The organism is Campylobacter suis (assembly GCF_905120475.1).
GTDB lineage: Bacteria > Campylobacterota > Campylobacteria > Campylobacterales > Campylobacteraceae > Campylobacter_A > Campylobacter_A suis.
Genome location: NZ_CAJHOE010000001.1, coordinates 762,142 through 787,709, shown reverse-complemented (window position 1 = coordinate 787,709; position 25,568 = coordinate 762,142). Strand labels below are relative to the sequence as shown.

Here is a 25,568-nt window from a genome sequence, read left to right as displayed (position 1 = left end):
TATAAATTTTTAGTTATTAGTGCCACATTTATGGTTAGTCTTATCGGGCTTAAAAATTCCCTCCATCAAAACCACAAATAGATAAAACATCTTTTCATCGTTTGCTTTACAAATTTCTTGCAATGTTTGACTTTTGCTTTTTACTTTTATATCGCCATCATTTAAAATTTGCTCCACATCTGCATTAAACTGCTTACTGAGCTCATCTACTCTAACATCTTTTAATGCTTCGATAAAACGCGTTGTGTTGCATTCTAGTTCAACTTTTTTGCCTCGCAAAGCATTTGCAAATTCACTTGTAAGTTTTTTGATCTTTTTCTTTTTGATGTAAGCATGTATAAGAGATATGGACACAAGCATTACTCCAGATATAGCGTGTGTTTGTATTAAAAACTCGCTGTATTTGCCTTGATAAAACATAAAGCCACTTATGCCAAGCGAAAATACAAGTGCTACTAAAGCTATTAGTATAAGATATTTAAATACGACTTCAGCTAGATCACTTTGCATATCTCATCCTCAGAGTAAATTTTAATTCCTACAGCGCTTAGCTTTTTTGTTGTTAATCCTTGCCCCACAATTAGTCTTTTACCAAAGCTCCCATCATAAATTTGATAAACGCCACAGCTTGGGCTTCGCTCTTTTAAGATTGCTATTTTGCAGCCATTTTGTTGAGCTATATTTACGCATATTTTCGCACCCATTAAAAACTATTCACTTGCATCTGTGTGGCTAAATTTTGTAATTATTTTTTCACCTACTATCTCGGCAGGCTCTCTTAGAGTACTAAGTCCACCAAGCTCTTCAGGGCAGAGTGCTATTAGTTCAAATTTTTCTTTTAGCGCCTCTAGGTTTGGCATTAGCTCTTGCTTTAAGTTATTGCCGCCATTGTATTTACAGTTTGTGCCAAGCAAACAAGCGCTTATTAAAATTTTTTCTTTCACTTTGATTCGTTGACAAATTTTTGTTCGTATAATTGTCGTAACTGTTTTGTGTGTTTGCCAACTTGTCCGCCATTTATTAGGTGCTCATCAGCTTGAACGATAGGCAAAAGTATAAGAGTCGCTGCGCTTATAAATGCTTCGTCGGCTTCATAAACTTCATCAAGTGTAAAATCCCTAAGTTCAGTTTTTAGACCAATTTTATCAGCAAATTCGAGTAAGTTTTTGCGTCTTATGCCTGGTAAAATTTCATTTGAGAGTGGCTTAGTTATCAAAATATCATCTTTTATGATAAAAACACTTGAGCTTGAACCCTCGCTGACAACTCCATTTTCTATCATTATAGCTTCAAATGCGCCTTGTTTTGCTGCTTCGTTTTTTGCCCAACATTGCGCTAGTAGGGATATTGACTTTATGTCACGGCGTTTCCATCGTATATCTGGCACACTTGCGACATGTATACCACTTTTTGCAAGTGGGTTGTTTATGATTTGAGCTTCGTAGCAAAAGATAAAAATAGTAGGGGCAAGTCCGCTTAAAAATTTAAAATCTCTTGGTGCTGAACCGCGAGTTATTTGCATATAAATGCCACCTTCTTTAAGCTCATTTTTTGTTATGATGTCTTGCAAAATTTGCTCAAATTCCACATGAGAGTAGGGTAGTTTTAACTCGATCTCGCTCATACTTCGTTCAAATCTTTGCCAAAACTCAGCCTTATCAACCATCTTTGAGTTTAGCACAGGAACAACCTCATAAATTCCATCGCCAAATATAAAACCGCGATCAAACGCACTTATTTTAGCTTCGTTCGCGCTTACAAATTCGCCATTTACAAAAACTGTATTTTTTAGTTCAGACATCATTTTTCCTTAGTTTGTTTTCTTAATTTTATCCAAAAATTTATCATATTTTGAAAAAATTTGCTATAATTTGCCAAAAATTTATAAAGATTGAGTAGATGTGTATAAAATTTAAAAAACTAATTTTAGATAGAATTTTTATAGTTTCACGCCAACCAGTGCTTTTTAGAGATCTTTTGGAGGCAAATTCGCTTTATAATGAGGGTATGTTGATTGATTGTGCAAAGCTAAATTTTAGATTTGATACACTAAAAACATATGGAATTTACACAGTTATCTGCACTCTTATACTTTTTATTTCGCTATTAATAACGCATAGTTTTTTGGCTAAAATAGACAGTCACATCTCGATAATAGGCACTATGGTTATAACATCTTTGATATTTTTAGGCTTTGATATGTTTAAAATTTGGGCTAGAAAAGAAAAGAGCGCTGAGCTCATAAAGCAAGCTTGGACTGTTCATTTTCCATTTTTTGCCTATGAAAAATACTCAAAAAAAGTCGATGAAATTTACACTCAAGCTGTAAAAGATGGTATCACAAAAAGTGACTTAGAACAACATGTTTTAGAAAAGTTAGTTTCAGAACGAAGTGAGTAGTTAAGGCTTTAGAACACAAATTTATGCTACTACCACTATTCTGCTTGAAGTGGATTTTTGATATTTATTTTGTATTTTAACGCTTCTAATTTATTTTTTAAAACGCGATTTTCCTCAAGCAAAACATCTCTTTTGTTGCTAATCTCAGTTATTTCCATACTTATATAGTAAATTTTATTTGCAAAGTAGATTTTTGGTAAAAATATACAAAAAGCTATCGCAAGGCATGCAAACGCCACAAATAGCGTCCTCCAACCCAAATTTTCCTCTCGCATTTGCTCAATGTCATGAAATTTTAAAAGCTCTTGTTTTTCACTCATCTTGATACCTTAAATACACGCATTTTTGCACAGCTACTACGCGAGTTTTGTTTTATCTCAGCTTGGCTTGGTGTGATAGCTTTTTTGGTCATTATCTTTCCGATCGCATGGTTGTTGCCACAAACACAGCGCATTACACCACTTGGGCAGATACAGCTTTTTGCCCAATCTTTAAATGTATTTTTTACTATCCTATCCTCAAGTGAGTGAAAGCTTATTATGCAAACTAGACAGTCGTTTAGCTCTGAGTTCTTGATACTTTGAAGTAAATTTTTAAGCTCATTAAGCTCGTTATTTATCTCAATGCGAATTGCCTGAAAAGCTAAAATGGCAGGGCTAACTGAGCGTCCGTTAAAGCTTTTTGTGCCGACTATCTCGCTTAGCTCTTTTGCGCTTTTTATGGGAGCTTGTTCTCTTGCACTTACTATCTTGCTGGCGATATTTTTTGCATTTTTTAGCTCGCCATACTCAAAAAATATGCGTGAAAGCTCATCATGTGAGTATGAATTTACAACTTCGTATGCACTAATGCCACTACTTGTATCCATTCGCATATCAAGAGTATTTGAATTTATACTAAAACCACGCTCATTTTTATCTATCTGAAGTGAGCTAACGCCTATGTCAGCTAAAATTCCACGGACATTTTTTAGCTCATTTTTGTCTAATTTATCAAGTAGGTTTGAAAAAGTTGATTTATAAATTTTTACTCTTTCGCCAAAGTTTGCTAGCCTTTTAGTGCTAAAATTTATAGCTTCATCATCACGGTCGCATGCTATTAGCTTGATATTTTTATTATTTTCTAAAATTTCACTACTATGACCAGCGTATCCTAGTGTGCAGTCGATAAAAATTCCGCCAATTTGAGTAAAAATCTCTTTCACTTCATCAAGTAAAACACTTTTATGAGGACTTTGCAACTTTTTCCTTGTCTAAATTAATACGATAATTTAGCAAAATTTTACTTAAAATAAGAAATTGTGTATAATTTTACACAAAATTTTTAAAAAGGTGTTTAGATATGGAGATTAAGCGATCGATACAAGAGATGAAAAAAATTTCACTTGCGATGTTTAGAAAGAATTTTTTTGGTGTTTTTCATGGTTCCATCTCATCAAAAGTAGAGGGTAATCAGTTTGTTATAAATAAACAAAATGCAATATTTGACGACATAGGAGATGATGATGTTGTCGTACTTTCGTCTAAAAAGGACTATAGATGGAATGACGCTAGTATGGATGCTGCTATACATCACAATATCTATAAAAACATAAATGAAGCAAGATTTATCTGCTATGCTATGCCTCATTATACGACTGCTTATAGCTTAAACCATAGTGTTTTAGTGCCAAAAGATTATTTTGGATATATGAAATTTGATGAGATAAATATCTATGATCCAAAGCAGTTTGAAGATTGGTATGAGCGTGCAGAAACTGAAATTTATAGGCACTTAATTGAAAATAAAACCAACATAATGATAATTAGAGGTTATGGTGTTTATGCTTATGCGAGAACTGCCTCTCAGCTTGCAAAAGATGTTGCTATACTTGAAAATAGTGCAAAACTTTTGATGCTTTCAGAAGATACTCGCTCTCAACTAACAGAAAATTAGAAAATGTTAGTAAAAATTGCCTTGAAAATGTCGATTTTAACGATATTTAAGGCTAAAAAATGTAAAATAACACATTTTTATGTTAGTAAAAGATTAAGGAAATTTTATGATAACTTGGATGCAGAAAAATAAAAAATATCTTGTTCCAACGATTTGGATAAGCACGATAGCCTTTGTGGGTGCTGGTTTTGTGGGCTGGGGCGCTTATGATATGAATACTAATCGCGCTACATCTGTCGCAAAAGTTGGCGATCGAGCAGTAAGCATTCAAGAGGTTAATGAAAAGTATTCTCAGCTTTACAACCAGTATAATAACATCTTTGATGGAAAGCTTACTGAAGAAAAAGCTGGTGAGCTAGGACTTCAAGGCATGGCTTTGCAAGCTGCTATACAAGAGAGTATGTTGCTAAATTTTGCAAATGAACTAGGGCTTAGTGCCAGCGATGAAGACACGGTAAGATATATCGCAAAGAGCCCAGAATTTCAAACAGACGGTGTTTTTAATAAAAATTTATACTATGACACACTAAGAAGAGCTAGGATAAATCCAAATGATTTTGAAAAAGGTATTAAGCGAGCGGTGTTGTTAGAAAAGCTAAATACAGCACTGTCGCTTAATGCTAGCGCAAAAGATGTCGAGATTATGAGTTCTGCTTTTTCTATGCAAGATACGATAGCTTTTAGTATCATAAGCGCTGATGAAAGCGAGATAAAAGTTGATGAAGCAGAGCTTAAAAAGCTTTGGGAATCAAATAAAGATAAATACCTGACAAAAAAGTCATACGATCTTGAGACATTGACCATTGGTATTAGCAATGATGAGGCCGATGAGGCTTTGGTTAAGGCTTTTTATGAGGAGAATAAAGCAAACTATCGAGATGCAGAGGATAAAATTTTGTCTTTTGAAGAGGCGAAAGAGCGTGCTAATAAAGACTATTTGATAGAGCAAAGTAGAAGAAGTGCACTTGAAAAATATGTTGCTGTTAAAAAGGGTGAGCTAGCAACTGATGGAAGTTTGAGTTTTGCAGAAGATGATGCAAAGCTACCTCTTGAAGAGTTTAGTAGTGCCAAAAGCGGAGATGTTTTAAAGCCTATACTAACTCACAATGGTTATATTATAGCAAAAGTTAAGAGTGTAAATTTGCCAAAGCCAATGGAATTTGATGCGGCAAGAGAACAGGTTTTAAAATTTTATATGCAGGATAAATTTAGTGCATTAATGAGTGAAAAAGCAAAGAGCGAGTTAGTAAAATTTGATCCAAAAAATGCCGAAAAAACTACTATAGCAAAAGACAAAGAGAGTAAAGTTGGCGATCTTGATATGTTTGAAGTCGGAAATTTTGTATCACAAGTTTTTGACTCTGCTAACAAAAAAGGTTATGTTGTGTTAGGAGAAAAAGCTGTTATATACGAAATTTTGGAACAAAAATTGCTTACTAACAGTGATGAAAGCCATAATGTGTTAGCTATGCAAAACATGCAAGCTATGAAAAATAATGAGATGTTACAAGATCTCATAAAAGAGCTTCAAAAGCGCTATAAAGTAGAAGAATATATTAAAAGGTAGTCTGTTTTGGGAACAAAAATTTTAGGTATTGATATTGGCTCTTTTCAGATCAGAGCCGTTATGGCGGAGCAAACAGAAGACAGTATAAAAATTATAGGCATTGGCGAAGAAAAAGCTCAGGGTGTTAAAAAAGGAACTATTAGCAATATCGAGCATGCCTCAAGGTCTATTAAATCTGCTATCGAAAAAGCTCAGCGAATAGCTGGGACTCAGTATGAAAAAGTCGTAGTTTCTATCTCTGGAGCATATACAAAAAGCACAGAGAGCGGAAGTGTTGTAAATTTACCAAACCATGAAATAGGCATTAAAGAGATTGAGCGTGCCATAACTACCGCAAAACATAATGCCATGATACCTAGCGATTATGAAATTTTACATGTGCTTCCTTACAGCTTTAAGGTAGATGAGCAAGAGCATATAGAAGATCCTCTTGGCATGAACGCTAATAGGCTTGAAGTTCAGACTTACATTATAATGGTTCAAAAGTCATATTTAAGCAATGTTAAAAAAGCAGTAAGTATGGCAGGAGTAAAGGCTGATAATATCGTTCTTTCTGGCTATGCATCGGCTATTTCTACATTAAATGATGATGAAAAAGAGCTTGGTGTTGCACTTATAGACATGGGTGGTTCGACTTGCAATGTTGTGATACACTCTGGAAATTCTGTAAGATATAATGGATTTTTACCAGTTGGCTCTACAAATATAACAAATGATATATCTATGGTCTTGCATACTCCGTTTCATAAGGCGGAAGAGCTTAAGCTAGAGTATAGCTCGCTTTTAAAAAGATCAACTGATATTATTGAAATTCCAGTTCTTGGAGATGAGAGCAAGACGAGCGAAGTTTCTATGGATATCGTTTCAAATGTTATTTTTTCAAGAGTTGAAGAAACTTTAATGATACTAAATGAAATGCTTCAAACTAAACGAGAGTTGGTGGGTGCAGGAGTTGTTTTAACGGGCGGTATGACAAAGCTTGACGAGCTTAGGGATGCTGCTGGGGCCATATTTAAAAACATGCAAGTTCGCATAGCAAAGGCAAAAGAATTTGATGGCCTTTATGAGCGAGATCCATCTCACTCTTGTGCTATCGGTCTTTGTATGTACGGGGCTGGCTACTTTACCCCTTATGAGCTTGACTCGGAACAGAAAATGAGATATAAAGGCGAGGCTATAACAAAGCCAAGGGCTGAGTTTAAAAACATGCATGCTGAGCATACAAAACCTATAATACAAGAGCAAAAACTAGATCTAAATTTAAGCGATATAAAGATAGAAAATACACAAGCGCAAGCTAAAAATGAACTGGCTGACATTAGCATAGAAAAACCAAAAAAGCCAAATATTTTAGCAACATTTTGGAATAAATTAACACAGGCATTTTAAGGAGCAACAATGGGAAATTTTAAGGTAGAAGAGAGCCACGGCACTTACGGCACAAAGATAAAGGTTATTGGTGTTGGTGGCGGCGGCGGAAATATGATAAGCACTATGATAAAGGAGTATCCAGATCTTGATATAGACCTTATCGTGGCTAATACCGATAGACAAGCACTTGATAAATCAAAAGCTTATACTAAGCTTCAAATAGGCGAAAAGATCACTCGTGGTCTTGGTGCTGGCATGAAACCAGAAGTCGGCAAGGCTTCTGCTGAAGAGAGTTATGATGAGCTAAAAAGTGCGTTTGAAAATACCGATATTGTGTTTATAGCCGCTGGACTTGGTGGTGGTACTGGTACGGGTGCAGCTCCTGTTGTTGCTCAAGCTGCAAAAGAGTGTGGAGCCCTTGCTGTTTCTGTTGTTACTTTGCCATTTGCTAGAGAGGGTAAAAAGCGACGCTTACTTGCCGATCAAGGCTTGGCTGAGCTTAGAAAAGAGAGCGACTCTGTTATTGTTATCCTTAATGAAAAGCTTGTCTCGCTAATTGATAGACGCATGAGTGTTTCTGATAGCCTAAAGATAGTGGACGGTGTTTTAACTCGTGCTGTTGGCGGTATGAGTAGCGTTATACTTGGAAATGGCGACATAAATATCGACTTTGCTGATGTTAGAACGATCATGAGTCATCGCGGTATGGCGATAATGAGTGTTGGAGAGGCTGTTGGTGAGAGCGCAGCTCAAGAGGCTATGAAAGAGGCAATACAGTCACCACTTCTTGATGACATTAGTATAGATGGAGCACAAGGTGTTTTAGTGCATTTTAAACATCATCCAGATACACCTCTTTATGATATCAACGAGGCTATGGAGATAGTAAATGACTCTGCCGATGACTATGCTGATATTATTTTTGGAACAACTGCTGATGCTAGTATGGAAGAGGGTAGAGTTGAAGTTACTATCGTGGCTACTGGTTTTGAAATTCCAGCTGCTCAGACTATAACTCCAGAAAAAGAGATTCAAAAGGACGCTATAAAGCGTGATTATGTTATGCGTATTAAAAAAGCAAGTGGTGGAGAGGGTTTTGATAGCGAAGCTTATCTTGATCAGCTTGACACACCGCCTTGCATACGCCATCAAATGGACTAAACTTTTAAACTGCATTTAAAGGGCGCAAGTCGTCCTTTAAACTCTACAAATTTTTTATCTTTAATCTGAAATTTTAAAAAAATAAGTATAATACATAAAAATTTAGTAAAGGATTTTTATGGCTTTTGAAAAAGTTATACAAGCTATTGATGACATTAAAAATGGTAAAATGATTGTCATGGTTGATGATGAAGACAGAGAAAATGAAGGAGACTTGGTATTTGCTGCGGATAAAAGCGATATTCAAAAAGTAAATTTTGCTATCACACATGCAAAGGGAGTGCTTTGCCTTGCGATGGACGAAGATAATGCAAGGCGACTGGATTTGCCGCTTATGGTACCTAAAAATACCTCAAGTCATGAGACGGCTTTTACTGTAACTATAGATGCAAAGCAGACGACAACTGGTGTTAGTGCTTATGAGCGAGACCTTAGCACGCGTTTGGCTGCTGATCAAAACTCAAGACCAGAGGACTTTGTAAGACCTGGACATATTTTTCCACTTATCGCCAAAAATGGCGGAGTTCTTGTTCGCACTGGTCACACTGAAGGTTCAGTAGATCTTTGTCGCTTGGCTGGATTAACTCCGATGGCTTCAATCTGTGAGATAGTAAAAGATGATGGTAACATGGCTCGCAGAGATGACTTAGAAATTTTTTGTAAAAAATTTGGACTAAATATGCTTTCTGTTTCTGAGCTCGTTGAGTATAGGTTAAGTAGTGAAAGTTTGGTTAGTGTTAGTGAGCCTATAAGCTGTCAGATAGCACAAAAAAACGCAATGCGTTACGATGTTACCGATCATGAAGCTAACAAGCATGCCGTCTATCTTTTTGGTGATATCAAAAATGTAACAAATGTAAAATTTATGAAATCAACTAGCGACTTTGATTTTGTTAGTTCAGTAAAGTTTGATGAGCTTTTGGTTGCTATTGAAATTTTAAAGAAGGAGGGTGGCTTGCTCGTATTCTTATCAAGTCAAACAAATTCTACAAATGCTAAAGACTATGGCATAGGCGCACAAATTTTAAAATATTTTGGCGTAAAACAGATAGCCCTTTTGTCAAATAAAAATAAAGATTTTGTTGGCATTAAAGGGTTTGACTTAGATGTGGTTGAATATAAAAATCTTTAATATTAACTTTTTATAAAAAGCAATCTTTTTTAAAATCCAAATTTACATAAAACTGTTTGGAGGCGATGAAAGTCGCTTTCAAATTTTTATAAACACATAAAATTTTGTATACTATTTTACAAACTCTCTCATCATACAAGCCCAATGTGCGCCAATGCTCTTTATCATATCAAGGTTGTTAAAATTTACACCACCGATGGCATAGGTAGTGATATTAAGCCGTAAAATTTCCTCTAAAAACTCAATTCCACGACCGGGCTCGCCTGCATGACTAGGAGTATCAAAAATGTGTCCTGCAATGATGTAGTTAGCACCTAAATCACGAGCTATTTTTGCCTGCGAGATAGAGTGTATAGATACTCCCACGCTATCAAACTCATCAAAGCTAGCACCGCCGTTTTTTAACCCTACAAAGTCATCAAAGCCAAAATGCACCATTTTTACACCTAGCTTTCGCGCGACATTAAAATGAGTATGCACGATGAGCTCGTACCTGCTTGCTTGCAAAATTTCACTGACATTACGGACTAGTTTCTCATACTCACTTTCGCTTAATGAGCGCTCCCTAAGTATGAGATAGTCAGGCTTTTTTTCATATGCTATGCGCCTAACATCGCTTAAAAAGTCATCGCTTAAATGGCGGTTACTAACACAGATGAGTTTGAAATTTTTACTGCTAGACATAGATATGGTTACTCATCACGGGCGCTAATCCAAGAGCCTTCATGTCAGTATAAATTTGCTCGACATCACGGCAGTCGCTTATGATAAACTGCCCGTCGCCTTTCTTTTCATCTTCGCTATGCTCGCCCACGCCCACGCTCACTCCAGCTGAAATTTTACTAGCTGCCACGCCCACTACGCCGTTTCGAAATTTCTCACTCTCTCTGGTTGAGATGGTGATATTTGCATACGGTAAAAATATACGATACGCGCAAAGCACGGCAAATAGCTCTTTTTCACTCACTCCATCGCTACCTACGCTATCATCACACTTTGTAGGACGTAGCCTAGGCACTGATAGCGCTATCTCGGCGTGAGGATACTTTTGCTGTATAAAGTGTGCGTGAAGTGCTGTAGCCAGCGCGTCTTTACGAAAATTAGCAAGTCCAAGCAGGGCTGCAGCCCACGCTTCGCATACCGCCCATTAGTGCGCGCTCTTGTGCGTTAAAACGATATGAAAATACCCGCTTTGTACCACCAAGGTGCTTTTGCGCGTAAATTTCAGTATCATAAGTCTCTTGAAATACCACCACATAATCCACCCCGCACTCGTGTAAATACGCGTACTCATCGCTGTTTAGCGGATAAATTTCAACACCTACATTGCTAAACAGTTTGCTTGCTTGCTTGCACGCCTCGCCGATGTAGGTAAGGTCACTTTTTTTGGTGCTTTCGCCGGTTAGTATAAGCACATCTTTTAGCCCAGTTTTTGCGATATTTTCAAGCTCAGTGGCGATTTGTGCATCTTTTAGCCTTAGTCTTGCTATCTTATTTCTCGCGCTAAATCCGCAATAAACGCAGTTGCTATCGCAGTAGTTAGAGATATAAAGCGGGGTAAAAAGCTCGATGGAGTTGCCAAAAAACTGCCTAGTCTTTGCCTTTGCTACTTGCGCCATTTGCTCGGTATACTCACCCCCAGCCTCGCTAAGTAGGGCTTTTAGTCCGTTTATACTAAGTCTTTCTTCATTCAAGGCGCGCGCTACATCAGCGCTGGTGTAGCCTTTTGGATCGTAGCTTGCACGCTCATTTAGGACTTTTTGCATGATCTCATCGCCGATATCTTGCATGTTTTCATGATAAGATGTGGCGTCTATCGCATAGCTAAATTTCATCTAAAAACCCACTTAACGGTGAGCTAGCACGCGCACTTTCACTCACATCGCCAAGCCCTGATAAGTACGCCGCTCTGCCAGCCTCAATGCCTAGTCTAAACGCTCTAGCCATGAGCCTTACATCGCCAGCTGTGGCTATGGCTGTATTTGCCATCACGGCCGCACAGCCCATCTGCATGGCCTCGCAAGCTTGAGCAGGCGAGCCAATGCCAGCATCCACAATAATAGGAAGCGAAATTTCATCAAGTAAAATTTTTATAAACTCCCTTGTCGCAAGACCCTTATTTGTCCCGATCGGCGCACCAAGTGGCATTACGCACGCAGCTCCCGCGCTTACTAAATCGCGCGCGACATTTAGATCAGGATACATGTATGGCATGACGATAAAACCATCATTTGCGAGTATTTCTGTGGCTTTTATGGTTTCGTAATTATCCGGTAAAAGATACTTGCTATCGCGAATGACTTCAAGCTTGATAAACTCCCCGCACCCAAGCTCGCGTGCAAGCCTAGCGATACGCACGGCTTCGTTTGCGTCTCTTGCGCCTGATGTATTTGGCAAAAGAGTAACGCCTTTTGGTATAAAATCAAGTATATTTTCACGCCCTCCGGCATTTGCCCGCCTTAGTGCTAGAGTGATGATCTGTGCGCCAGCTTCTTCTACGCATGCCTTGATGAGCGGTAGTGAAAATTTACCCGATCCCATGATAAATCTCGAGCAAAATTTATGCCCGCCAAGCTCTAAAATATCGTTCATTTTTATCCTTTTATGTTATAAATTTCACCCGCCAGCTACAAAGCAGACTATCTCAAGGCTATCGCCATCTTTTAAAATTGTATCAAACTTATCAGCTGTTAAAATTTCCATATTTAACTCTGCTGCTATTACGCCAGCTGTGAAATTTTGACTTAGTAAAAACTCTTGCACACTTTTGCCTATGAAGCTATCTTGCTTTTCACCGTTTATTTTTAACACTATTTTTTCTTTTTGATTTATTTGTATCGTGGGACTTAAGGGATCTGCCTACGCTAGTATTATCTAGTTCAGGTCATAAGGGTTTAGGGCGATGCCCATTCTCAGCCAAAGCTCCCCTGATACATTTTGGTGATTATATCAAATTTTAGCCGTTTTGTAGCAATGCTTTTGCTATCTCGCTTATGCGTTTTGCGTCTGCGCTTGCTCCGATCTCTTGTTTTGCTGTTTTTACAAGAGTACCGAGCTCTTTTAAGCTGTGTGCACCAATACTTTTTGCCACTTGGCTTACCTTTTCTTTTAGCTCATCATCACTTAGCTGTGCTGGTAGATAGCCAGATATGATAGCTATCTCGTCTTGCTCTTTTTGTGCCAACTCGGCTCTACCGCCTTTTATGTAAAGCTCTGCTGAGTCGTTTCTTTTTTTGATCTCTTTTTGAAGTAATGGTAGTGCGATCTCGTTAGTTATTGTAATACGCTGATCTACTTCTACTTGTTTTAGCGCTGCATTTAGCATACGCAAAGTGTCGCGCACGAAGTCGTTTTTATCTTTCATGGCTATTTTTATGTCATCTAAAATTTGCTCTTTTATACTCATTTTAACTCCTTTAAATTTTCATTATTTTATTAAAAATTCACTTAAATTTCCATCTTTGTAAGCCACTGCTATCCCCTCTCTTAAACCATCATCTATGACGATTAGCTCGGCATCACACTCTTTTAAAATTTCAGCCAAAAGTACGCCACCAGCTACTAGGAGCATTTGTCTGTTTTTGCCAAATATCTCGTCTGCTTTTTGTGCTGATATTTCTAAAAACTCAGCTGTTAAACTCTTTATATCATCAAGACTTAATCTTGTTTTGTTTATCTTGCTGGCGTCATAATTATAATATGTTTGACCTATTTTATATGCTGCCATTGTTGTAGGAACGCCAGATGTTAAAATGATGTGGTGTGCATTTAGTGAGTGTAGGAAAATTTTAGCTTCCATGCATGTTGTTTTTGCTGCTTCTTGCATTTTGTCTAGTGTTTTAAAATTTTCATAAAATGTTATGATGCCAAAGTTAAAGCTTTTACGCCTATCTTTATTTCCTATCTCAGTACTAGCCCCGCCAAGATCGATAAATGCGCACTTTTTAAGATTCAAGCCCTCTCTTTTTAGTGAATTTTTTACTCCCAAAAAAGTTAAATTTGCCTCGCTTTTTCCCTTTATAATGCAAAAATTTAACCCAAATTTTTCCTTAATATCAGCTAGAATATATTTTGCATTTTTTGCTACGCGCCATGCTCCAGTTGCTACGCCTTGGTGTTTTTGGGTTTTGAAGTTAAAAAGGTTATCAGCTTTTTCAAGGGTTTTATAGAGCGTATCTATGGCTTGGTCTGAAATTTTGCCAGTTTTATTTAGATTATGAGCTGCGCCAATAATATTTTCATAAACTTTTATTTGCCTTAAATTTTTATCGACAAGCAAAAAACGCACGGTGTTTGAGCCTAAATCTATACTTAAAAACATCTCGTCTCCAAAAAAATTTACTTTGTGTTGAAATTTTATCAAATTTCAATAAAATTAAGGCTATAATTTGGAAATTTTTGCAAAAAGGACAAGATCTTGGGACGCGAAAACGCCATTATGTCGGCTGGATTTTTAATCTGTTTGGCATTTTTTTCATACTGGGGATATAACTACATTCCATCTGAGCATCATCTCTTATTTTTTCTAACTAGTGTATTTGGTATATTTATGGCGTTTAATATCGGCGGGAACGATGTGGCAAATAGTTTTGGCACTAGTGTAGGCTCAAAGACGCTAACCTTAAAGCAAGCTTTGATAATAGCCGCTATTTTTGAGCTAAGCGGGGCTATATTTGCAGGCGCAGAGGTTACTGGAACTATACGAAATGGTATTATAAAATTCCCAGATAGTGGCGTTGATCCGATGAAATTTGTTGCCATTATGACCTCAGCACTTCTTAGCTCTGGACTTTGGCTATTTTTTGCCTCAAAAAAAGGTCTACCAGTCTCTACTACTCACTCAATCATTGGTGGTATAGTGGGAGCTGGTGTTGTTATGGGATATACAACTTATGGCGGAAGCGAGGCGTTTGCTATGGTTAGCTGGAAGGAGATAGGTCGTATAGCCATTAGTTGGGTTATCTCTCCACTGCTTGGTGGAGCACTCTCTTATGTTGTTTATGGATATATAAAAGGCAAAATAGTTGAACCTACTTTAATGCTTAAAAATTCTCTAAAAGTGCTAAAAAAAGAGCGTAAGCAGTATAAAGAAAATTTTATAAAATCTCTTGCACAAAAACCACATGATGAGCAGATACGCACACTTTCGCACATGGTTTTGACAGATGATGATGAAGTTGAAAGTATAGGATATGGCGAATATCGTTCACAAATGCGAGCCATGAAAGAGCGTGAAAAGCAGATAGATACATTTGCAGCCATTAAAAAGCATGTGCCGTTTGTTGCGGGGTTTGCAGCTATGATGATATCTATAATGATGCTTTTTAAAGGGCTTAAAAACTTACATCTAAATTTTGATGTCATAGAGACTATATGGATAGTGTGTGTGATAGGAATTTTAGCATATTTGGCTAGTTTTGCCATTATAAATTTGATGCTTAAAAATGACAGTGAAAAGAGCATAAACCGCATATTTTCATGGTTTCAAATTTTTACCGCTAGTGCCTTTGCTTTTTCTCATGGTGCAAACGACATTGCAAATGCTGTTGGACCATTTGCAGCCATCATAGATGTATTAAAAACTGGAGCTATAAACGAAAAGTCAGCAGTGCCTGATATGGCTATGCTGATGTTTGGTATCGCTCTTGTCGTTGGACTCTGGTTTTTGGGCAAGGAAGTTATAGGCACCATAGGCTCAAAGCTGGCTGAAATTTTACCGACCACTGGCTTTAGTGCCGAGCTTGCTTCAAGTATAGTTATTTTAGTTGCTACAAAGCTTGGCATACCTGTAAGCTCTACTCATATCCTTATCGGGGCGGTTATTGGTATCGGTATACTTAATAAAAATGCCAACTGGGCGATGGTGCGACCTATCATCTTGGCATGGATCATCACTTTGCCAACCGCAGCAGTAAGCTCTGCTTTATTTTATATGATACTTAAAAATTTTATGGGGCTTTGAAATTATTTGTAGTTAAATTTATAAAAGACTAGGCTCTAAAGCTTACCAGCTTCCGCTAGAGCCTCCACCACCAAAGCCACCTCCGCCACCACGAAATCCGCCACCTCTACTACTTCTACTGCCAAAGCTACTACGAGAGCCTCCCATGTTTGTGCCACCAAAGCCACCGTTTATACTGCTTCCAAAGTCATCATCGTCAGTATAGTTGTTTTGCCTTGGTTTCGCGCTTGCAATTAAAATATAGACAACTAAAAATATACATACAAAAAGCCCAATCCCCATCGCCGAAAAGGGCGCGACCGCTAAGGCGTCGTTGATGAAGGTTGCTAAAAGTCCTGAAAATGCAAGAGAAAAGCCTATTTGCTTACCAGCTTTACTTTTAAGTATCGCACCTAAAAATGTAAGCGCAAAACCAAAAAGTGCCCCCATTAAAGATAGGGGTAAATTCTCATCATCGCTGCCATCTGTCTTAAATGCTCCAGATGCGGCTGCTATTATACTAGTTACACCATCTTTTATGCCTGCGTTGTAGTCATTTTGTCGAAATTTTGGCAAAATCGATCGTTGTATTATCAATCCTGCTACGGCGTCTGTTAGCTCGCCCTCAAGCCCATATCCAACCTCTATGCGAACTTTACGCTCATTTGGAGCTACAAGAAGCAAGACTCCGTTATCTTTGCCTTTTTGTCCGATACCCCATGCCCTTGCTAGTTCATTTGCGTAACTTTCTATGTCTTTATTTTGTAGCGAATTTATAGTAGCTACAACAACTTGCGTTGAGTTATTGTGTTCAAAATTTTCAAGCGTAACTTCTAACTCATCTTTTGTAGTTTGGTTTAGAATTTTGGCACCATCAACAACACGACCACTAAGCTGTGGAAAGTCTATGCCAAAAATGGATCCAACAATTAAAAAAAGAGCTAGAAATTTATACACTATTTTTTCTCAAAACTTACGGTTGGTACGCTTTGTTCAGCTTCGCTAGCCTCAAAATTTGCCTTTGGACTTAGGCTGGGGTGTAAAAATTTCGCCACTAAGTTGCCAGGAAATGTTCGAAGTGCGACATTATACTCTTTAACTGCCGTTATATAGTCTTTGCGTGCAACCGAGATACGATTTTCGGTACCTTCTAGCTGGTTTTGTAGAGTGATAAAATTTTGGTCTGCTTTTAGTTGTGGATAGTTTTCGCTAACTGCCATTAGTCTTGATAGCGCGCCACCGAGTGAATTTTGTGCTTCTAAAAATGCTTTTACTTTGGCTGGATCACTAAGCGAGCTAGCATCTAAAGTGATATTTGAAACTCTACTTCTAGCCTCTGTAACTTCGGTAAATACGCTCTTTTCGTGGCTTGCATAGCCCTGAACCGTCGAAACTAAATTTGGTATAAGGTCAGCTCTTCTTTTGTATTGGTTTTGCACCTGCGACCATTTTTCGCTTACACCTTCATCAAGTACTGGGAATTTGTTGTATTGTGGGACTATAAGCACGCCAAGAAGTAGCAATGCCCCAACTATAAAGCCTAAAATTTTCATATCTTTCCTTTGTAAATTTTGGGCAAATTATAGCTAAATTTTGTAAATAAAGCACAGCGGTAAGCCGAGTTCTGTCGTGAGCGATCATTTATCTACGCTTGCATTTACATACAAGCTTAAGCGAAGGGTTTAATATAAGACTAAAACCACCCCTTCTTGCTGCAAGTTGGGTTTATAAATGCGTGTGTTACCAAACGCAATGGTGGGCTCTTACCCCGCCGTTTCACCTTTACCGCTTACGCGGAAGTCTGCTCTCTGTTACACTTTCCCTTGGGTTTCCCCAGCCATCCGTTAGATGGAACTTTGTCTTATTGCAGCTCGGACTTTCCTCTATTTCTAGCGATCGCTTGCTGTGCTTTGGCTATTATATCAACTTTGCCTTAATTTAATTTGTATTTGATATAATTTACAAATGGATAAAGAGCAGTTTGTTATAAATGACTTTAAAAACCCATTTTTAGGCGACGACGCTGCCGTTGTTAAAGATCAAGTCTTTAGCAAGGATCTGTTTTTTGAGGGCACGCACTTTAAACGCGAATGGATGAGCCTGGATGAGATCGGATATAAGGCGATGGTGGTAAATTTTTCAGATACGATCGCGATGAATGCAAAGCCAAAATTTGTCCTATTAGGACTTGGACTCCCAAGCTCTATAAAAAGCAGTGAAATTTTAGAGCTAAATGGCGGTATAAAAAGAGCTTGCGATGAGTTTGGCGCAAAAATCATCGGTGGAGATACGATAAAAAGCGATAAAATTTTTATAAGCGTAAGCGTGATAGGTGAGCTTTGCTCTAAGCCGCTTTTAAGAAGTGCGGTAAAAAATGGTGATCTTATAGCGTACACAGGAAAGCTAGGCAGTAGTTTAAAAACACTAAACGCGCTACTTAGAACGCCAAAAAATGGCTTTAGAGCAGGGCGAAAGTCTAGGTTTTTCACCCCTATTTTAAGGGATAAATTTTTATACAAATCAGCTAAGTTTTTAAACTCGGCGATGGATATAAGCGATGGCTTAGAACAAGATCTGCCAAAGCTTTGCAAGAGCGCCAAAATCTCATATAAATTTCTTAAAAAACCGCTAAAATACGAGCTTAGAAGCGGGGAGGAGTATGAGGTGCTATTTAGCTTTGCGCCCAAAAATTTAGCCGTCATACGCAAAATGGCTGCAAAGTGCAGAACAAAGGTAAAAATAATCGCAAAAGCAGTGAAAGGAAGATGTAGAAACAATGTCAGAAAACACCATTTTTAAGCCACTTTACGCGCTTACTCACGCGCCGATAAATGCGCATTTTAGCAAAAACTCAGATGATTTTGTCGTGCGAGAGGTGCCGCTATATGAAGCTAGCGGAGAGGGCGAGCATCTTATGCTACATATCCAAAAAAAGGACTTAAGCACACAGGAAGCCTTAAGGGTGCTAAGCGAGACAAGTGGCGCAAAAATGCGTGAGTTTGGCACTGCTGGGCTAAAAGATAAGCAAGGCCTAACCGTGCAATACATCACAATGCCGGCAAAATTTGAGAGCAAACTAAGCGGGTTTAGCCACGAAAAGATGAAAATTTTAAGCGCCACAAGGCATAATAACAAGCTTCGCACAGGACATTTAAAGGGCAACAACTTCTTCATCCGTCTAAAAAAAGTAATGCCAACAGACGCACAAAAGCTAGCTGGGGCGCTTGATAAGATAAATGAGATGGGGTACGCAAACTACTTTGGCTATCAGCGTTTTGGCAAATTTGGCGACAATGCCAAAAGCGGCCTTGAGGCGTTAAAGGGCAACGGTGTGCGAAATGTCAAGCTAAATGAGTTTTTGATCTCTGCTTTTCAGAGCGATCTTTTTAATCGCTGGCTTAGTAAGAGGGTTGAGATGTCGCGATTTGCGCAAGATTTTAGCGTTAGCGAGCTTTGCGATATCTATAAATTTGATAAAGAGAGCGCAAAAGAATTAAAGTCGCAAAAGCAGTTTTTCAAGCTTTTAAGGGGCGAAGTTCTGGGGCATTATCCATTTGGTAAGTGCTTTTTATGCGAGGATTTAGAAACTGAAATTTCACGTTTTAACGCAAGGGATATCACAAGCTGTGGCTTGCTGGTGGGCGCTAAGAGCTATGAAAGCGCGGGAGCAGCAAGGCAGATAGAGGATGAAATTTTTGCACCAGCTCAGCCGTATCTCAGTAAAATGCAAGGCTCTCGCCGCTTTGCGTGGAGCTACTTATCAGACCTAGAGTATAAATACATCCCTGAAAAAGCGCACTTTCAGTTTAGTTTTATGCTTCAAAAAGGCTCTTATGCGACTGTGGTCTTGGAAGAGATACTACATAGAGACATTTTTGAGTAAAAATGTAAAAATTTAAGTGATTTAGCCGTTTTATAAGCTATATGATTTATAAAATTTGCTAAAATGTTAAAAAGGAGTAGTTTTTGAGAGTTAAATTTATTGTATTTTTGTTGTTTTTAAATATAGCTTTTGCTAATCACTGCGAACTTTTAAAACAAAATCCACTTGAGCATCTAAAAACAAGCGAAATATTAAGCGAACATGAGTTTTTTTGCGATGGCTCGGTGCTTACACTACATGAACTACAAAGACTTTTTGCAGTAACAAAAAAGATAAGAGATGAAAATGAAGCATGCGTTGGTAACGCTGTTGTAAGTGAAAATTTATCAAAATTTGGTAAGCGAGTTTTGCTTGCTAGCTATGCCCACGAAAACTACCTAAAGCTACTTAAAAAGCCAGAAACTGCCGAGGCTATAAAAGATGAACAAATAGCGTTTTTAAGGTATTGGGGTTATCAGTGTTTTGATAACTTTTTAAAATTTAAAGAGTTTTGGATAGCTTATAATGAGGCGCAAACCCCGCTTGTAAAATTTTATGAAGCAAAGGGGCTTGATACCCAAAGTGCAGCATTTTATGCAACTAGTATTTTAAACGATTTTTTGGATTTCGCAGTTGCAAACCAACTTATAAAAGGTGCTGATATAAGCCCCGAACAAAAAGCCTTAAGCGATAGAAGCAGTGGCGAAGAGGCGGTTTTAAGTATGCTTTATTCAAAAAAATTTAGTCAAAATGAACTTGATGAAATTTTAAAAACAGCACTTCTTTTAAATAAAGATACACAAATCATAGCACAAATTTTAAGACTCTCACAAGGGCTTGAAAATACAAATGAAAGTATACTATTTTACGCTCTGGGTTCTGAACAAAATGTTGAGTTTTTGCTAAAAAATGGCGCTGATATAAGGCTTAAAAACAGCTTTGGAGCCAATGTCTTGTTTGATGCTGTAAAGTTAAAAAATGAAAAATTAGTAAAAATTTTAATTAACGCTGGAGCAGATGTTAATCAAAAATTAATCGATCAAAATACCAAAAGTATGATGGCTGGCATGGGACAAAGTCTGCCGTTTTATCTTAAATTTTGTGAGCTAGAACATACTGCTATGAGCCTTTTTATGCATGCTGCAGCAACTTCAACGGCTGAAATTTTAGAAATTTTAGTTGAAAGTGGCGCTGATGTGAATGCACTTGATGATCTTGGGTTTAATGCACTAGATTATGCAAAAAGAGTAAAAAATAGTGAAAATATAAAATTTTTAGAGCAAATTGGATTAAAAGCAAATATCGAATAAAGGAGCAAAGATGAAGACAACAGCATTTATAACTGGAGCAACAAGTGGTTTTGGTGAAGCTATAGCAAGAAGACTTAGTAAAGAGGGATATAAGATCATAGCTCTTGGACGCAGAAAAGAGCGTCTTGAAAAGCTTGCAAACGAGCTTGGCAACACGCACATTATAGCTTGCGATATAAGGGATAAAGAGGCTGTTTTAAAGGCGGTTAGTGAGCTTCCAGAAAATTTTAAGGGTATTGAAATTTTAGTAAATAACGCAGGTCTTGCTCTTGGCACTAATGGCGTTTTGGATGCTAGTATAGAGGATTTTGAGGTTATGGTAGATACAAATATCAAAGGACTTTTGTACTCAACAAAGGCTGTTTTGCCACTTTTAAAACAGAGCAAAAATGGCTATATCTTTAATCTCGGCTCAACTGCTGGTGCTTGGCCTTATCCTGGAAGTAATGTTTATGGTGCGACAAAGGCATTTGTAAAACAGTTTAGTAGAAATATCAGGAACGACCTTCGCGGTACAAATATCCGAGTAACTGAGATAGCACCTGGACTTTGCAAGACAGAATTTAGCGAAGTTAGGTTTGGTGGAGATAAGCAAAAAGCAGATGCTGTTTATGAGGGTACAAATTTTATCACAGCTGATGATATAGCTGAAATTTTAGTAAATTGCCTAAACATGCCACCTCGTGTTAATATAAACATCGTTGAAGCGATGGCAAATACCCAAACTTGGGCTGGTTTACATATAGAAAAGTTATAAATTTATTAAAAGGAAAACAATGGGGAGATTCTTATTTTTATTGACGGTGTTTTTGCCAGCCGTATTGCTTGCAGATGCGGCTGAAAATGCAAAAATTTTTGGTATATGGACGCTTGTTCCGCCAGTAGTGGCAATAGCACTAGCGTTTATCACAAAGGATGTTATATTATCACTTTTTATAGGGGTTTTTAGCGGAACATTTCTGATAAATATCATAAATGAAAATGTTTTTATGTCCTTTATCAAAGGCTTTACTGGTATAGTTGAGCGTATAGTTGGCTCCATGGCTGATAGCTGGAATGCTGGCATTATGCTGCAAGTGCTTTGTATCGGCGGTGTGGTTGCGTTAGTAACTAAAATGGGCGGAACAAAGGCTGTTGCTTTATGGCTTAGTAAAAAGGCAAAAACAGGAATTTCGGCACAAATTTCAACTTGGATAATGGGTATTTTTGTATTTTTTGATGACTATGCAAATGCACTTATAGTAGGTCCTATAATGAGACCTATAACTGATAAGTTTAAAATAAGCCGTGAAAAATTAGCTTTTATAATCGACGCAACAGCAGCACCTATCGCTGGCATAGCTATCATATCAACTTGGGTTGGACTTGAAATTTCGCTTATTAAAGATGGATATGGGCTTATTGGCGTTGAAAATATCAACTCTTATGGGGTTTTTATAGAGACCATACCGTATAGATTTTATAATATCTTTATACTATTTTTTATAGTTTGTACAGCCTTTATGCAGCGTGAATACGGACCAATGCTCGCAGCTGAAAGGCGAGCTAGAAGAGGCGAGCTTCACTCTGGAAAGACTATGATGGAGGATATTGAAGATAAGACGCTTGAGCCAAAAGAAGGGATAAAACTTCATATGTCAAATGCTGTTGTGCCTATTTTGGTGCTTATCGTAGGAGCATTTGTAAGTTTTTACTTTAGTGGTTTAAAGGCCCTTGAAGGTGAGGCTCTTGAGGCTGCTTTGGCTAGTCCGCTGTCTTTTATGACTTTTAGAGAGACCTTTGGTGCAGCAGATGCTTCTGTGGCGTTATTTCAGTCTGCTCTTTTTGCAAGTATTGTCGCGATAACCATGGGTATTTGGCGTAAAATTTTTACTGTTAAAGAGGCCATAGGTACTTGGGTAAAAGGCTGGAAAACAATGATTATAACGATAGTTATCTTGCTTCTTGCTTGGAGTCTTAGTTCAGTTATTAAAGAGCTTGGCACATCTAGATATTTGGTTGAGTTATTAAGCGATACCACGCCTAAGTTTATCTTGCCAGTTGCCATCTTTATGCTTGGTTCATTCATATCTTTTTCAACTGGAACTAGCTATGGTACGATGGGAATTTTAATGCCACTTGTCATACCACTTGCAAATGCTGTTGGGCTAAACTATGGGCTGAGTGGCGAAAGTATGCATGCATATATGATAGTAAATATCTCAGCTGTTTTAACTGGAGCGATCTTTGGCGATCACTGCTCTCCAATATCTGATACGACGATACTTTCATCAATGGGTGCTGGTTGTAACCACTTAGATCATGTAAGCACTCAGTTTGTATACGCTTTAAGTGTAGGGGCTATAGCTATTTTTGCAGGATATTTACCAGTTGCGTTTGGTGTTAGTATCTGGATAGTTTTACCGCTTGGGCTTTTTGCAACTTGGGCTTTAGTGCGTTTTGCTGGCAAAAAGGTGGAAGCATAGTTGAATTGTACCCATTTTGATGAATGCGGTAGTTGCGTTCTTGGTGGAAGTTATGAGGAGCAAAAAGCTTTAAAGATAGATAAAATTTCATCTGATTTTGCTGAGTTTTATGATGGCAAACTGGAGTTTTTTGCTTCAAGCGAGAAAAATTACCGTATAAGGGCTGAGTTTGGCATTTGGCATGATAGATATGATATTTATTATACTATGCATGCTAAGCAAAAAGGTTGTAAAATTTTTATAAATGAGTGCCCAAAGGTTGCAAAACCTATAGCAAAGTTAATGCCAGATGTTCTTAAAAATTTGCAAAGTAATGAGATGCTAAAAACTAGACTTTTTGGAGTTGAGTTTTTAGCCTGTACAAGCGGAGTTTTGCTAACTTTGCTATATCATAAAAAACTTGATGAAAATTTTCAAAATGAACTAAAAGTTTTTGCTAGCAAGCTCAATATCACCGCTCTTGCTCGTTCTCGTGGGCAAAAAATTTTAAGTGATGAGCTTAGTCTTATCGATGAGCTGGAAATTGATAAAAAAATATACAAGCTTAGCCTTAGTGAAAATGCTTTTACTCAGCCAAATAAAGCTGTAAATGAAAAGATGATAAGCTGGGCAAGGAGCTGTGTGCAAAACTCCAGTGATTTGCTTGAACTTTACTGTGGACACGGAAATTTTACCATCCCGCTTAGCTCTTGTTTTACTCGTGTTTTGGCTACTGAGATTTCAAAAAGTTCAATCCTAAATGCGACAAAAAACTGTGAATTAAACGATATAAACAATGTTTTATTTTTAAGAATGAGTGCAGATGAGTTGATGAGCGCATTTAAAAAAGAGCGTGAGTTTAATCGCTTAAAAGGACTTGATCTTTTTTCTTATAACTTCTCGCATATCCTAGTTGATCCGCCACGCGCTGGACTTGAAGATAGTGTTATAAATTTTATAAAAAAATATGAAAACATCATCTATATATCATGCAACCCACAAACACTAAAAGATAATCTAAGAGAGCTAAGTGCGACACATGAGATAGTAAAATTTGCTATTTTTGATCAGTTTGCACATACAAATCACATAGAGTGCGGTGTTTTGCTAAGGGCAAAAAGAGCTTTTTGAGTTAAGAAAAGCTTAAAAACAGCAAAAATCTGATAGAATAAATGCTTTAAAAAAGGAAGAAAATGGTATCACTAAATAAAATCATTCAAGCAAAAATAACCACTGGACATTTTATTAACAAAACTCCACTTGCTTTTTCGCAGCGTCTTAGTGATATGAGCGGTGCAAAAATTTATTTAAAAGAAGAAAATTTACAACGAACTGGAGCATATAAAATCAGAGGTGCTTATAATAAGATAGCAAATCTAACCCCAGAGCAGAGTAAAAATGGTGTGGTTGCTGCAAGTGCTGGTAATCACGCTCAAGGAGTTGCTATCAGTGCTAGAGAATTTGGAGTAAAGGCAACAATAGTAATGCCTGAGTCAACACCCCTTTTAAAAGTTTCTGGTACAAAAGACCTTGGAGCTGAAGTTATTTTAAAAGGAAATAACTTTGATGAAGCTTACGAGTTTGCGACTGAGTATGCAAAAGATCATAATATGTGCTTTGTTCATCCTTTTGATGATGAATTTGTGCAGGCTGGTCAAGGAACAGTTGCTCTTGAGATGTTAGATGAGATAAGTGATTTTGACATTGTTGTTGTCCCAGTTGGTGGTGGCGGTCTTGTAAGTGGTGTTGGAAGTTGCGTAAAGCAAGTTAATCCAAATATAAAAGTTGTTGCAGTTGGGGCAAAAGGTGCGCCAGCCATGTTTAATAGCTATAACGCCAAAAAGAGTATAAATTCAAAGTCTATTCGAACTATTGCTGATGGCATAGCTGTTCGCGATGCAAGCGAGATAACTTTGGCAAATATACTTGAATGTGTCGATGAGTTTATTCAAGTTGATGATGAAGAGATAGCAACTGCGATACTTTTTTTGGTTGAAAAGCAAAAGATAGTTGTTGAAGGTGCTGGTGCTGCTGGTGTTGCAGCCTTAATGCATAATAAGATAAAACATAAAAAAGATGCCAAAATAGGCATAGTTTTAAGTGGTGGCAATATCGATGTGCAGATGTTAAGCATTATTATTGAAAAAGGTCTTATAAAGTCATCTCGTAAAATGATAATCAGAGTAACGCTAATCGATAAACCAGGTGCACTTTTAAGCCTCACTGACTCTCTTAAAAGAGCAAATGCAAATATTGTTAAGATAGACTACGACCGTTTTTCTACTGAGCTTGACTATGGCGATGCAAATATAACTATAACTCTTGAAACAAAAGGTAAAGAGCATCAAGAGCAGGTCGCCAATTCTTTAAAAGAGTCTGGTTTTGAGTTTAAACAAATTTTTTAATTTAATATAAATTTGCTTAAACTTGTTAAAATTCCTAAAA

General features: G+C 37.6%; 25 protein-coding genes, 1 other RNA gene, 2 pseudogenes and 1 riboswitch. Of the genes and pseudogenes, 14 read left to right on the top strand and 14 right to left on the bottom strand.

Going from position 1 to position 25,568, the window contains the following annotated elements:
- Positions 1-9: 9 nt before the first annotated feature.
- From LQV35_RS04090 to LQV35_RS04080, 3 genes and pseudogenes are all read right to left on the bottom strand, one after another.
- Positions 10-510 (bottom strand): chemotaxis protein, encoded by a 501-nt coding sequence (locus LQV35_RS04090; protein ID WP_230056583.1) that lies wholly within the window; start codon positions 508-510, stop codon positions 10-12.
- Positions 495-944 (bottom strand): annotated as a pseudogene (locus LQV35_RS04085) (2-thiouracil desulfurase family protein). Before LQV35_RS04085 ends, LQV35_RS04090 begins: the two are co-directional and overlap by 16 nt.
- On the bottom strand, positions 941-1,804 hold the full coding sequence (locus tag LQV35_RS04080; RefSeq protein ID WP_230056582.1) for a D-amino-acid transaminase: 864 nt from the start codon (positions 1,802-1,804) through the stop codon (positions 941-943). The pseudogene LQV35_RS04085 and the gene LQV35_RS04080 overlap by 4 nt, the downstream one beginning before the upstream one ends.
- Before the next feature lie 95 nt (positions 1,805-1,899).
- On the opposite strand from LQV35_RS04080, the gene LQV35_RS04075 reads away from it, so the two are divergent.
- Positions 1,900-2,400, top strand: a complete 501-nt coding sequence (locus LQV35_RS04075) for a hypothetical protein (RefSeq protein WP_230056581.1) — start codon at positions 1,900-1,902, stop codon at positions 2,398-2,400.
- 35 nt (positions 2,401-2,435) lie between these two features.
- Here LQV35_RS04075 and LQV35_RS04070 read toward each other — a convergent pair whose 3' ends face one another.
- Both LQV35_RS04070 and rsmH read right to left on the bottom strand, forming a co-directional pair.
- Entirely contained in the window at positions 2,436-2,720 is a 285-nt protein-coding gene (locus LQV35_RS04070) for a hypothetical protein (protein ID WP_230056580.1), read from the bottom strand.
- Positions 2,717-3,640: a 16S rRNA (cytosine(1402)-N(4))-methyltransferase RsmH gene (gene rsmH / locus LQV35_RS04065; protein ID WP_230056579.1), complete on the bottom strand. Its 924-nt coding sequence runs from the start codon at positions 3,638-3,640 to the stop codon at positions 2,717-2,719. Before rsmH ends, LQV35_RS04070 begins: the two co-directional genes overlap by 4 nt.
- Positions 3,641-3,741: 101 nt before the next feature.
- Here rsmH and LQV35_RS04060 point away from each other — a divergent pair, with 101 nt between their 5' ends.
- The 5 genes from LQV35_RS04060 (at position 3,742) to LQV35_RS04040 (ending at position 9,566) form a co-directional block, all read left to right on the top strand.
- Complete coding sequence (locus LQV35_RS04060) at positions 3,742-4,335, top strand: class II aldolase and adducin N-terminal domain-containing protein (protein ID WP_230056578.1); 594 nt, start codon at positions 3,742-3,744, stop codon at positions 4,333-4,335.
- 106 nt (positions 4,336-4,441) lie between these two features.
- Complete coding sequence (locus tag LQV35_RS04055; protein WP_230056577.1) at positions 4,442-5,902, top strand: peptidylprolyl isomerase; 1,461 nt, start codon at positions 4,442-4,444, stop codon at positions 5,900-5,902.
- 6 nt (positions 5,903-5,908) lie between these two features.
- Positions 5,909-7,291 carry a cell division protein FtsA gene (ftsA, locus tag LQV35_RS04050; protein WP_230056576.1) on the top strand — a complete coding sequence of 461 codons (1,383 nt, stop codon included), beginning with the start codon at positions 5,909-5,911 and terminating at the stop codon, positions 7,289-7,291.
- 9 nt (positions 7,292-7,300) lie between these two features.
- Positions 7,301-8,434 (top strand): cell division protein FtsZ, encoded by a 1,134-nt coding sequence (gene ftsZ, locus LQV35_RS04045; RefSeq protein WP_230056575.1) that lies wholly within the window; start codon positions 7,301-7,303, stop codon positions 8,432-8,434.
- Positions 8,435-8,552: 118 nt separating this feature from the next.
- Complete coding sequence (locus LQV35_RS04040; protein ID WP_230056574.1) at positions 8,553-9,566, top strand: bifunctional 3,4-dihydroxy-2-butanone 4-phosphate synthase/GTP cyclohydrolase II; 1,014 nt, start codon at positions 8,553-8,555, stop codon at positions 9,564-9,566.
- A gap of 111 nt (positions 9,567-9,677) precedes the next feature.
- Here the strand turns inward: LQV35_RS04040 and LQV35_RS04035 are convergent, their stop codons facing one another.
- The 6 genes and pseudogenes from LQV35_RS04035 to LQV35_RS04010 all read right to left on the bottom strand — a co-directional run bounded on the left by LQV35_RS04035 (position 9,678) and on the right by LQV35_RS04010 (position 13,887).
- Positions 9,678-10,250, bottom strand: a complete 573-nt coding sequence (locus LQV35_RS04035; RefSeq protein WP_230056573.1) for a thiamine phosphate synthase — start codon at positions 10,248-10,250, stop codon at positions 9,678-9,680.
- Positions 10,243-11,401 (bottom strand): annotated as a pseudogene (thiH, locus tag LQV35_RS04030) (2-iminoacetate synthase ThiH). The gene LQV35_RS04035 and the pseudogene thiH overlap by 8 nt, the downstream one beginning before the upstream one ends.
- Positions 11,391-12,158, bottom strand: coding sequence for a thiazole synthase (locus LQV35_RS04025; protein ID WP_230056572.1), 768 nt, complete (start codon positions 12,156-12,158; stop codon positions 11,391-11,393). Before LQV35_RS04025 ends, thiH begins: the two are co-directional and overlap by 11 nt.
- A gap of 24 nt (positions 12,159-12,182) precedes the next feature.
- On the bottom strand, positions 12,183-12,377 hold the full coding sequence (gene thiS, locus LQV35_RS04020; protein WP_230056571.1) for a sulfur carrier protein ThiS: 195 nt from the start codon (positions 12,375-12,377) through the stop codon (positions 12,183-12,185).
- 28 nt (positions 12,378-12,405) lie between these two features.
- Positions 12,406-12,505: riboswitch (TPP riboswitch) on the bottom strand.
- Between the two features lie 17 nt (positions 12,506-12,522).
- On the bottom strand, positions 12,523-12,972 hold the full coding sequence (locus tag LQV35_RS04015; RefSeq protein WP_230056570.1) for a GatB/YqeY domain-containing protein: 450 nt from the start codon (positions 12,970-12,972) through the stop codon (positions 12,523-12,525).
- A 21-nt stretch (positions 12,973-12,993) separates the two neighbouring features.
- Positions 12,994-13,887: a Ppx/GppA phosphatase family protein gene (locus LQV35_RS04010; RefSeq protein ID WP_230056569.1), complete on the bottom strand. Its 894-nt coding sequence runs from the start codon at positions 13,885-13,887 to the stop codon at positions 12,994-12,996.
- A 96-nt stretch (positions 13,888-13,983) separates the two neighbouring features.
- On the opposite strand from LQV35_RS04010, the gene LQV35_RS04005 reads away from it, so the two are divergent.
- Positions 13,984-15,528: an inorganic phosphate transporter gene (locus LQV35_RS04005; RefSeq protein WP_418884436.1), complete on the top strand. Its 1,545-nt coding sequence runs from the start codon at positions 13,984-13,986 to the stop codon at positions 15,526-15,528.
- 42 nt (positions 15,529-15,570) lie between these two features.
- Here the strand turns inward: LQV35_RS04005 and LQV35_RS04000 are convergent, their stop codons facing one another.
- From LQV35_RS04000 to rnpB, 3 genes are all read right to left on the bottom strand, one after another.
- Entirely contained in the window at positions 15,571-16,464 is an 894-nt protein-coding gene (locus tag LQV35_RS04000; protein ID WP_230056568.1) for a TPM domain-containing protein, read from the bottom strand.
- Positions 16,464-17,060, bottom strand: coding sequence for a LemA family protein (locus LQV35_RS03995; protein ID WP_230056567.1), 597 nt, complete (start codon positions 17,058-17,060; stop codon positions 16,464-16,466). The genes LQV35_RS04000 and LQV35_RS03995 overlap by 1 nt, the downstream gene beginning before the upstream one ends.
- A 44-nt stretch (positions 17,061-17,104) precedes the next feature.
- Positions 17,105-17,419, bottom strand: an RNA gene (gene rnpB / locus LQV35_RS03990) — RNase P RNA component class A.
- Between the two features lie 53 nt (positions 17,420-17,472).
- On the opposite strand from rnpB, the gene LQV35_RS03985 reads away from it, so the two are divergent.
- The 7 genes from LQV35_RS03985 (at position 17,473) to ilvA (ending at position 25,528) form a co-directional block, all read left to right on the top strand.
- Positions 17,473-18,306 carry a thiamine-phosphate kinase gene (locus tag LQV35_RS03985; RefSeq protein ID WP_230056566.1) on the top strand — a complete coding sequence of 278 codons (834 nt, stop codon included), beginning with the start codon at positions 17,473-17,475 and terminating at the stop codon, positions 18,304-18,306.
- Positions 18,284-19,390, top strand: a complete 1,107-nt coding sequence (truD, locus tag LQV35_RS03980) for a tRNA pseudouridine(13) synthase TruD (RefSeq protein WP_230056565.1) — start codon at positions 18,284-18,286, stop codon at positions 19,388-19,390. Before LQV35_RS03985 ends, truD begins: the two co-directional genes overlap by 23 nt.
- Positions 19,391-19,473: 83 nt before the next feature.
- The gene (locus LQV35_RS03975) at positions 19,474-20,679 is read left to right on the top strand and encodes an ankyrin repeat domain-containing protein (RefSeq protein ID WP_230056564.1); all 1,206 of its coding nucleotides are present in this window, start codon (positions 19,474-19,476) and stop codon (positions 20,677-20,679) included.
- 10 nt (positions 20,680-20,689) lie between these two features.
- Positions 20,690-21,436: an SDR family NAD(P)-dependent oxidoreductase gene (locus LQV35_RS03970; protein WP_230056563.1), complete on the top strand. Its 747-nt coding sequence runs from the start codon at positions 20,690-20,692 to the stop codon at positions 21,434-21,436.
- 19 nt (positions 21,437-21,455) lie between these two features.
- Positions 21,456-23,144 (top strand): Na+/H+ antiporter NhaC family protein, encoded by a 1,689-nt coding sequence (locus tag LQV35_RS03965; protein WP_230056562.1) that lies wholly within the window; start codon positions 21,456-21,458, stop codon positions 23,142-23,144.
- On the top strand, positions 23,145-24,254 hold the full coding sequence (trmA, locus tag LQV35_RS03960; protein WP_230056561.1) for a tRNA (uridine(54)-C5)-methyltransferase TrmA: 1,110 nt from the start codon (positions 23,145-23,147) through the stop codon (positions 24,252-24,254). It abuts the gene before it with no gap.
- 62 nt (positions 24,255-24,316) lie between these two features.
- On the top strand, positions 24,317-25,528 hold the full coding sequence (gene ilvA, locus LQV35_RS03955) for a threonine ammonia-lyase (RefSeq protein ID WP_230056560.1): 1,212 nt from the start codon (positions 24,317-24,319) through the stop codon (positions 25,526-25,528).
- The last annotated feature ends 40 nt before the right edge of the window (positions 25,529-25,568 follow it).

Coding starts and splice junctions, on each gene's coding strand:
- LQV35_RS04060 (WP_230056578.1), top strand. CDS start 3,742: ATGGAGATTAAGCGATCGATACAAGAGATGAAAAAAATTTCACTTGCG.
- LQV35_RS04035 (WP_230056573.1), bottom strand. CDS start 10,250: ATGTCTAGCAGTAAAAATTTCAAACTCATCTGTGTTAGTAACCGCCAT.
- LQV35_RS03965 (WP_230056562.1), top strand. CDS start 21,456: ATGGGGAGATTCTTATTTTTATTGACGGTGTTTTTGCCAGCCGTATTG.
- LQV35_RS04080 (WP_230056582.1), bottom strand. CDS start 1,804: ATGATGTCTGAACTAAAAAATACAGTTTTTGTAAATGGCGAATTTGTA.
- ilvA (WP_230056560.1), top strand. CDS start 24,317: ATGGTATCACTAAATAAAATCATTCAAGCAAAAATAACCACTGGACAT.
- LQV35_RS04010 (WP_230056569.1), bottom strand. CDS start 13,887: ATGTTTTTAAGTATAGATTTAGGCTCAAACACCGTGCGTTTTTTGCTT.
- LQV35_RS04075 (WP_230056581.1), top strand. CDS start 1,900: ATGTGTATAAAATTTAAAAAACTAATTTTAGATAGAATTTTTATAGTT.
- LQV35_RS04025 (WP_230056572.1), bottom strand. CDS start 12,158: ATGAACGATATTTTAGAGCTTGGCGGGCATAAATTTTGCTCGAGATTT.
- truD (WP_230056565.1), top strand. CDS start 18,284: ATGTCAGAAAACACCATTTTTAAGCCACTTTACGCGCTTACTCACGCG.
- LQV35_RS04070 (WP_230056580.1), bottom strand. CDS start 2,720: ATGAGTGAAAAACAAGAGCTTTTAAAATTTCATGACATTGAGCAAATG.
- LQV35_RS04040 (WP_230056574.1), top strand. CDS start 8,553: ATGGCTTTTGAAAAAGTTATACAAGCTATTGATGACATTAAAAATGGT.
- LQV35_RS03985 (WP_230056566.1), top strand. CDS start 17,473: ATGGATAAAGAGCAGTTTGTTATAAATGACTTTAAAAACCCATTTTTA.
- ftsZ (WP_230056575.1), top strand. CDS start 7,301: ATGGGAAATTTTAAGGTAGAAGAGAGCCACGGCACTTACGGCACAAAG.
- LQV35_RS04090 (WP_230056583.1), bottom strand. CDS start 510: ATGCAAAGTGATCTAGCTGAAGTCGTATTTAAATATCTTATACTAATA.
- LQV35_RS03970 (WP_230056563.1), top strand. CDS start 20,690: ATGAAGACAACAGCATTTATAACTGGAGCAACAAGTGGTTTTGGTGAA.
- LQV35_RS04055 (WP_230056577.1), top strand. CDS start 4,442: ATGATAACTTGGATGCAGAAAAATAAAAAATATCTTGTTCCAACGATT.
- LQV35_RS04015 (WP_230056570.1), bottom strand. CDS start 12,972: ATGAGTATAAAAGAGCAAATTTTAGATGACATAAAAATAGCCATGAAA.
- LQV35_RS03995 (WP_230056567.1), bottom strand. CDS start 17,060: ATGAAAATTTTAGGCTTTATAGTTGGGGCATTGCTACTTCTTGGCGTG.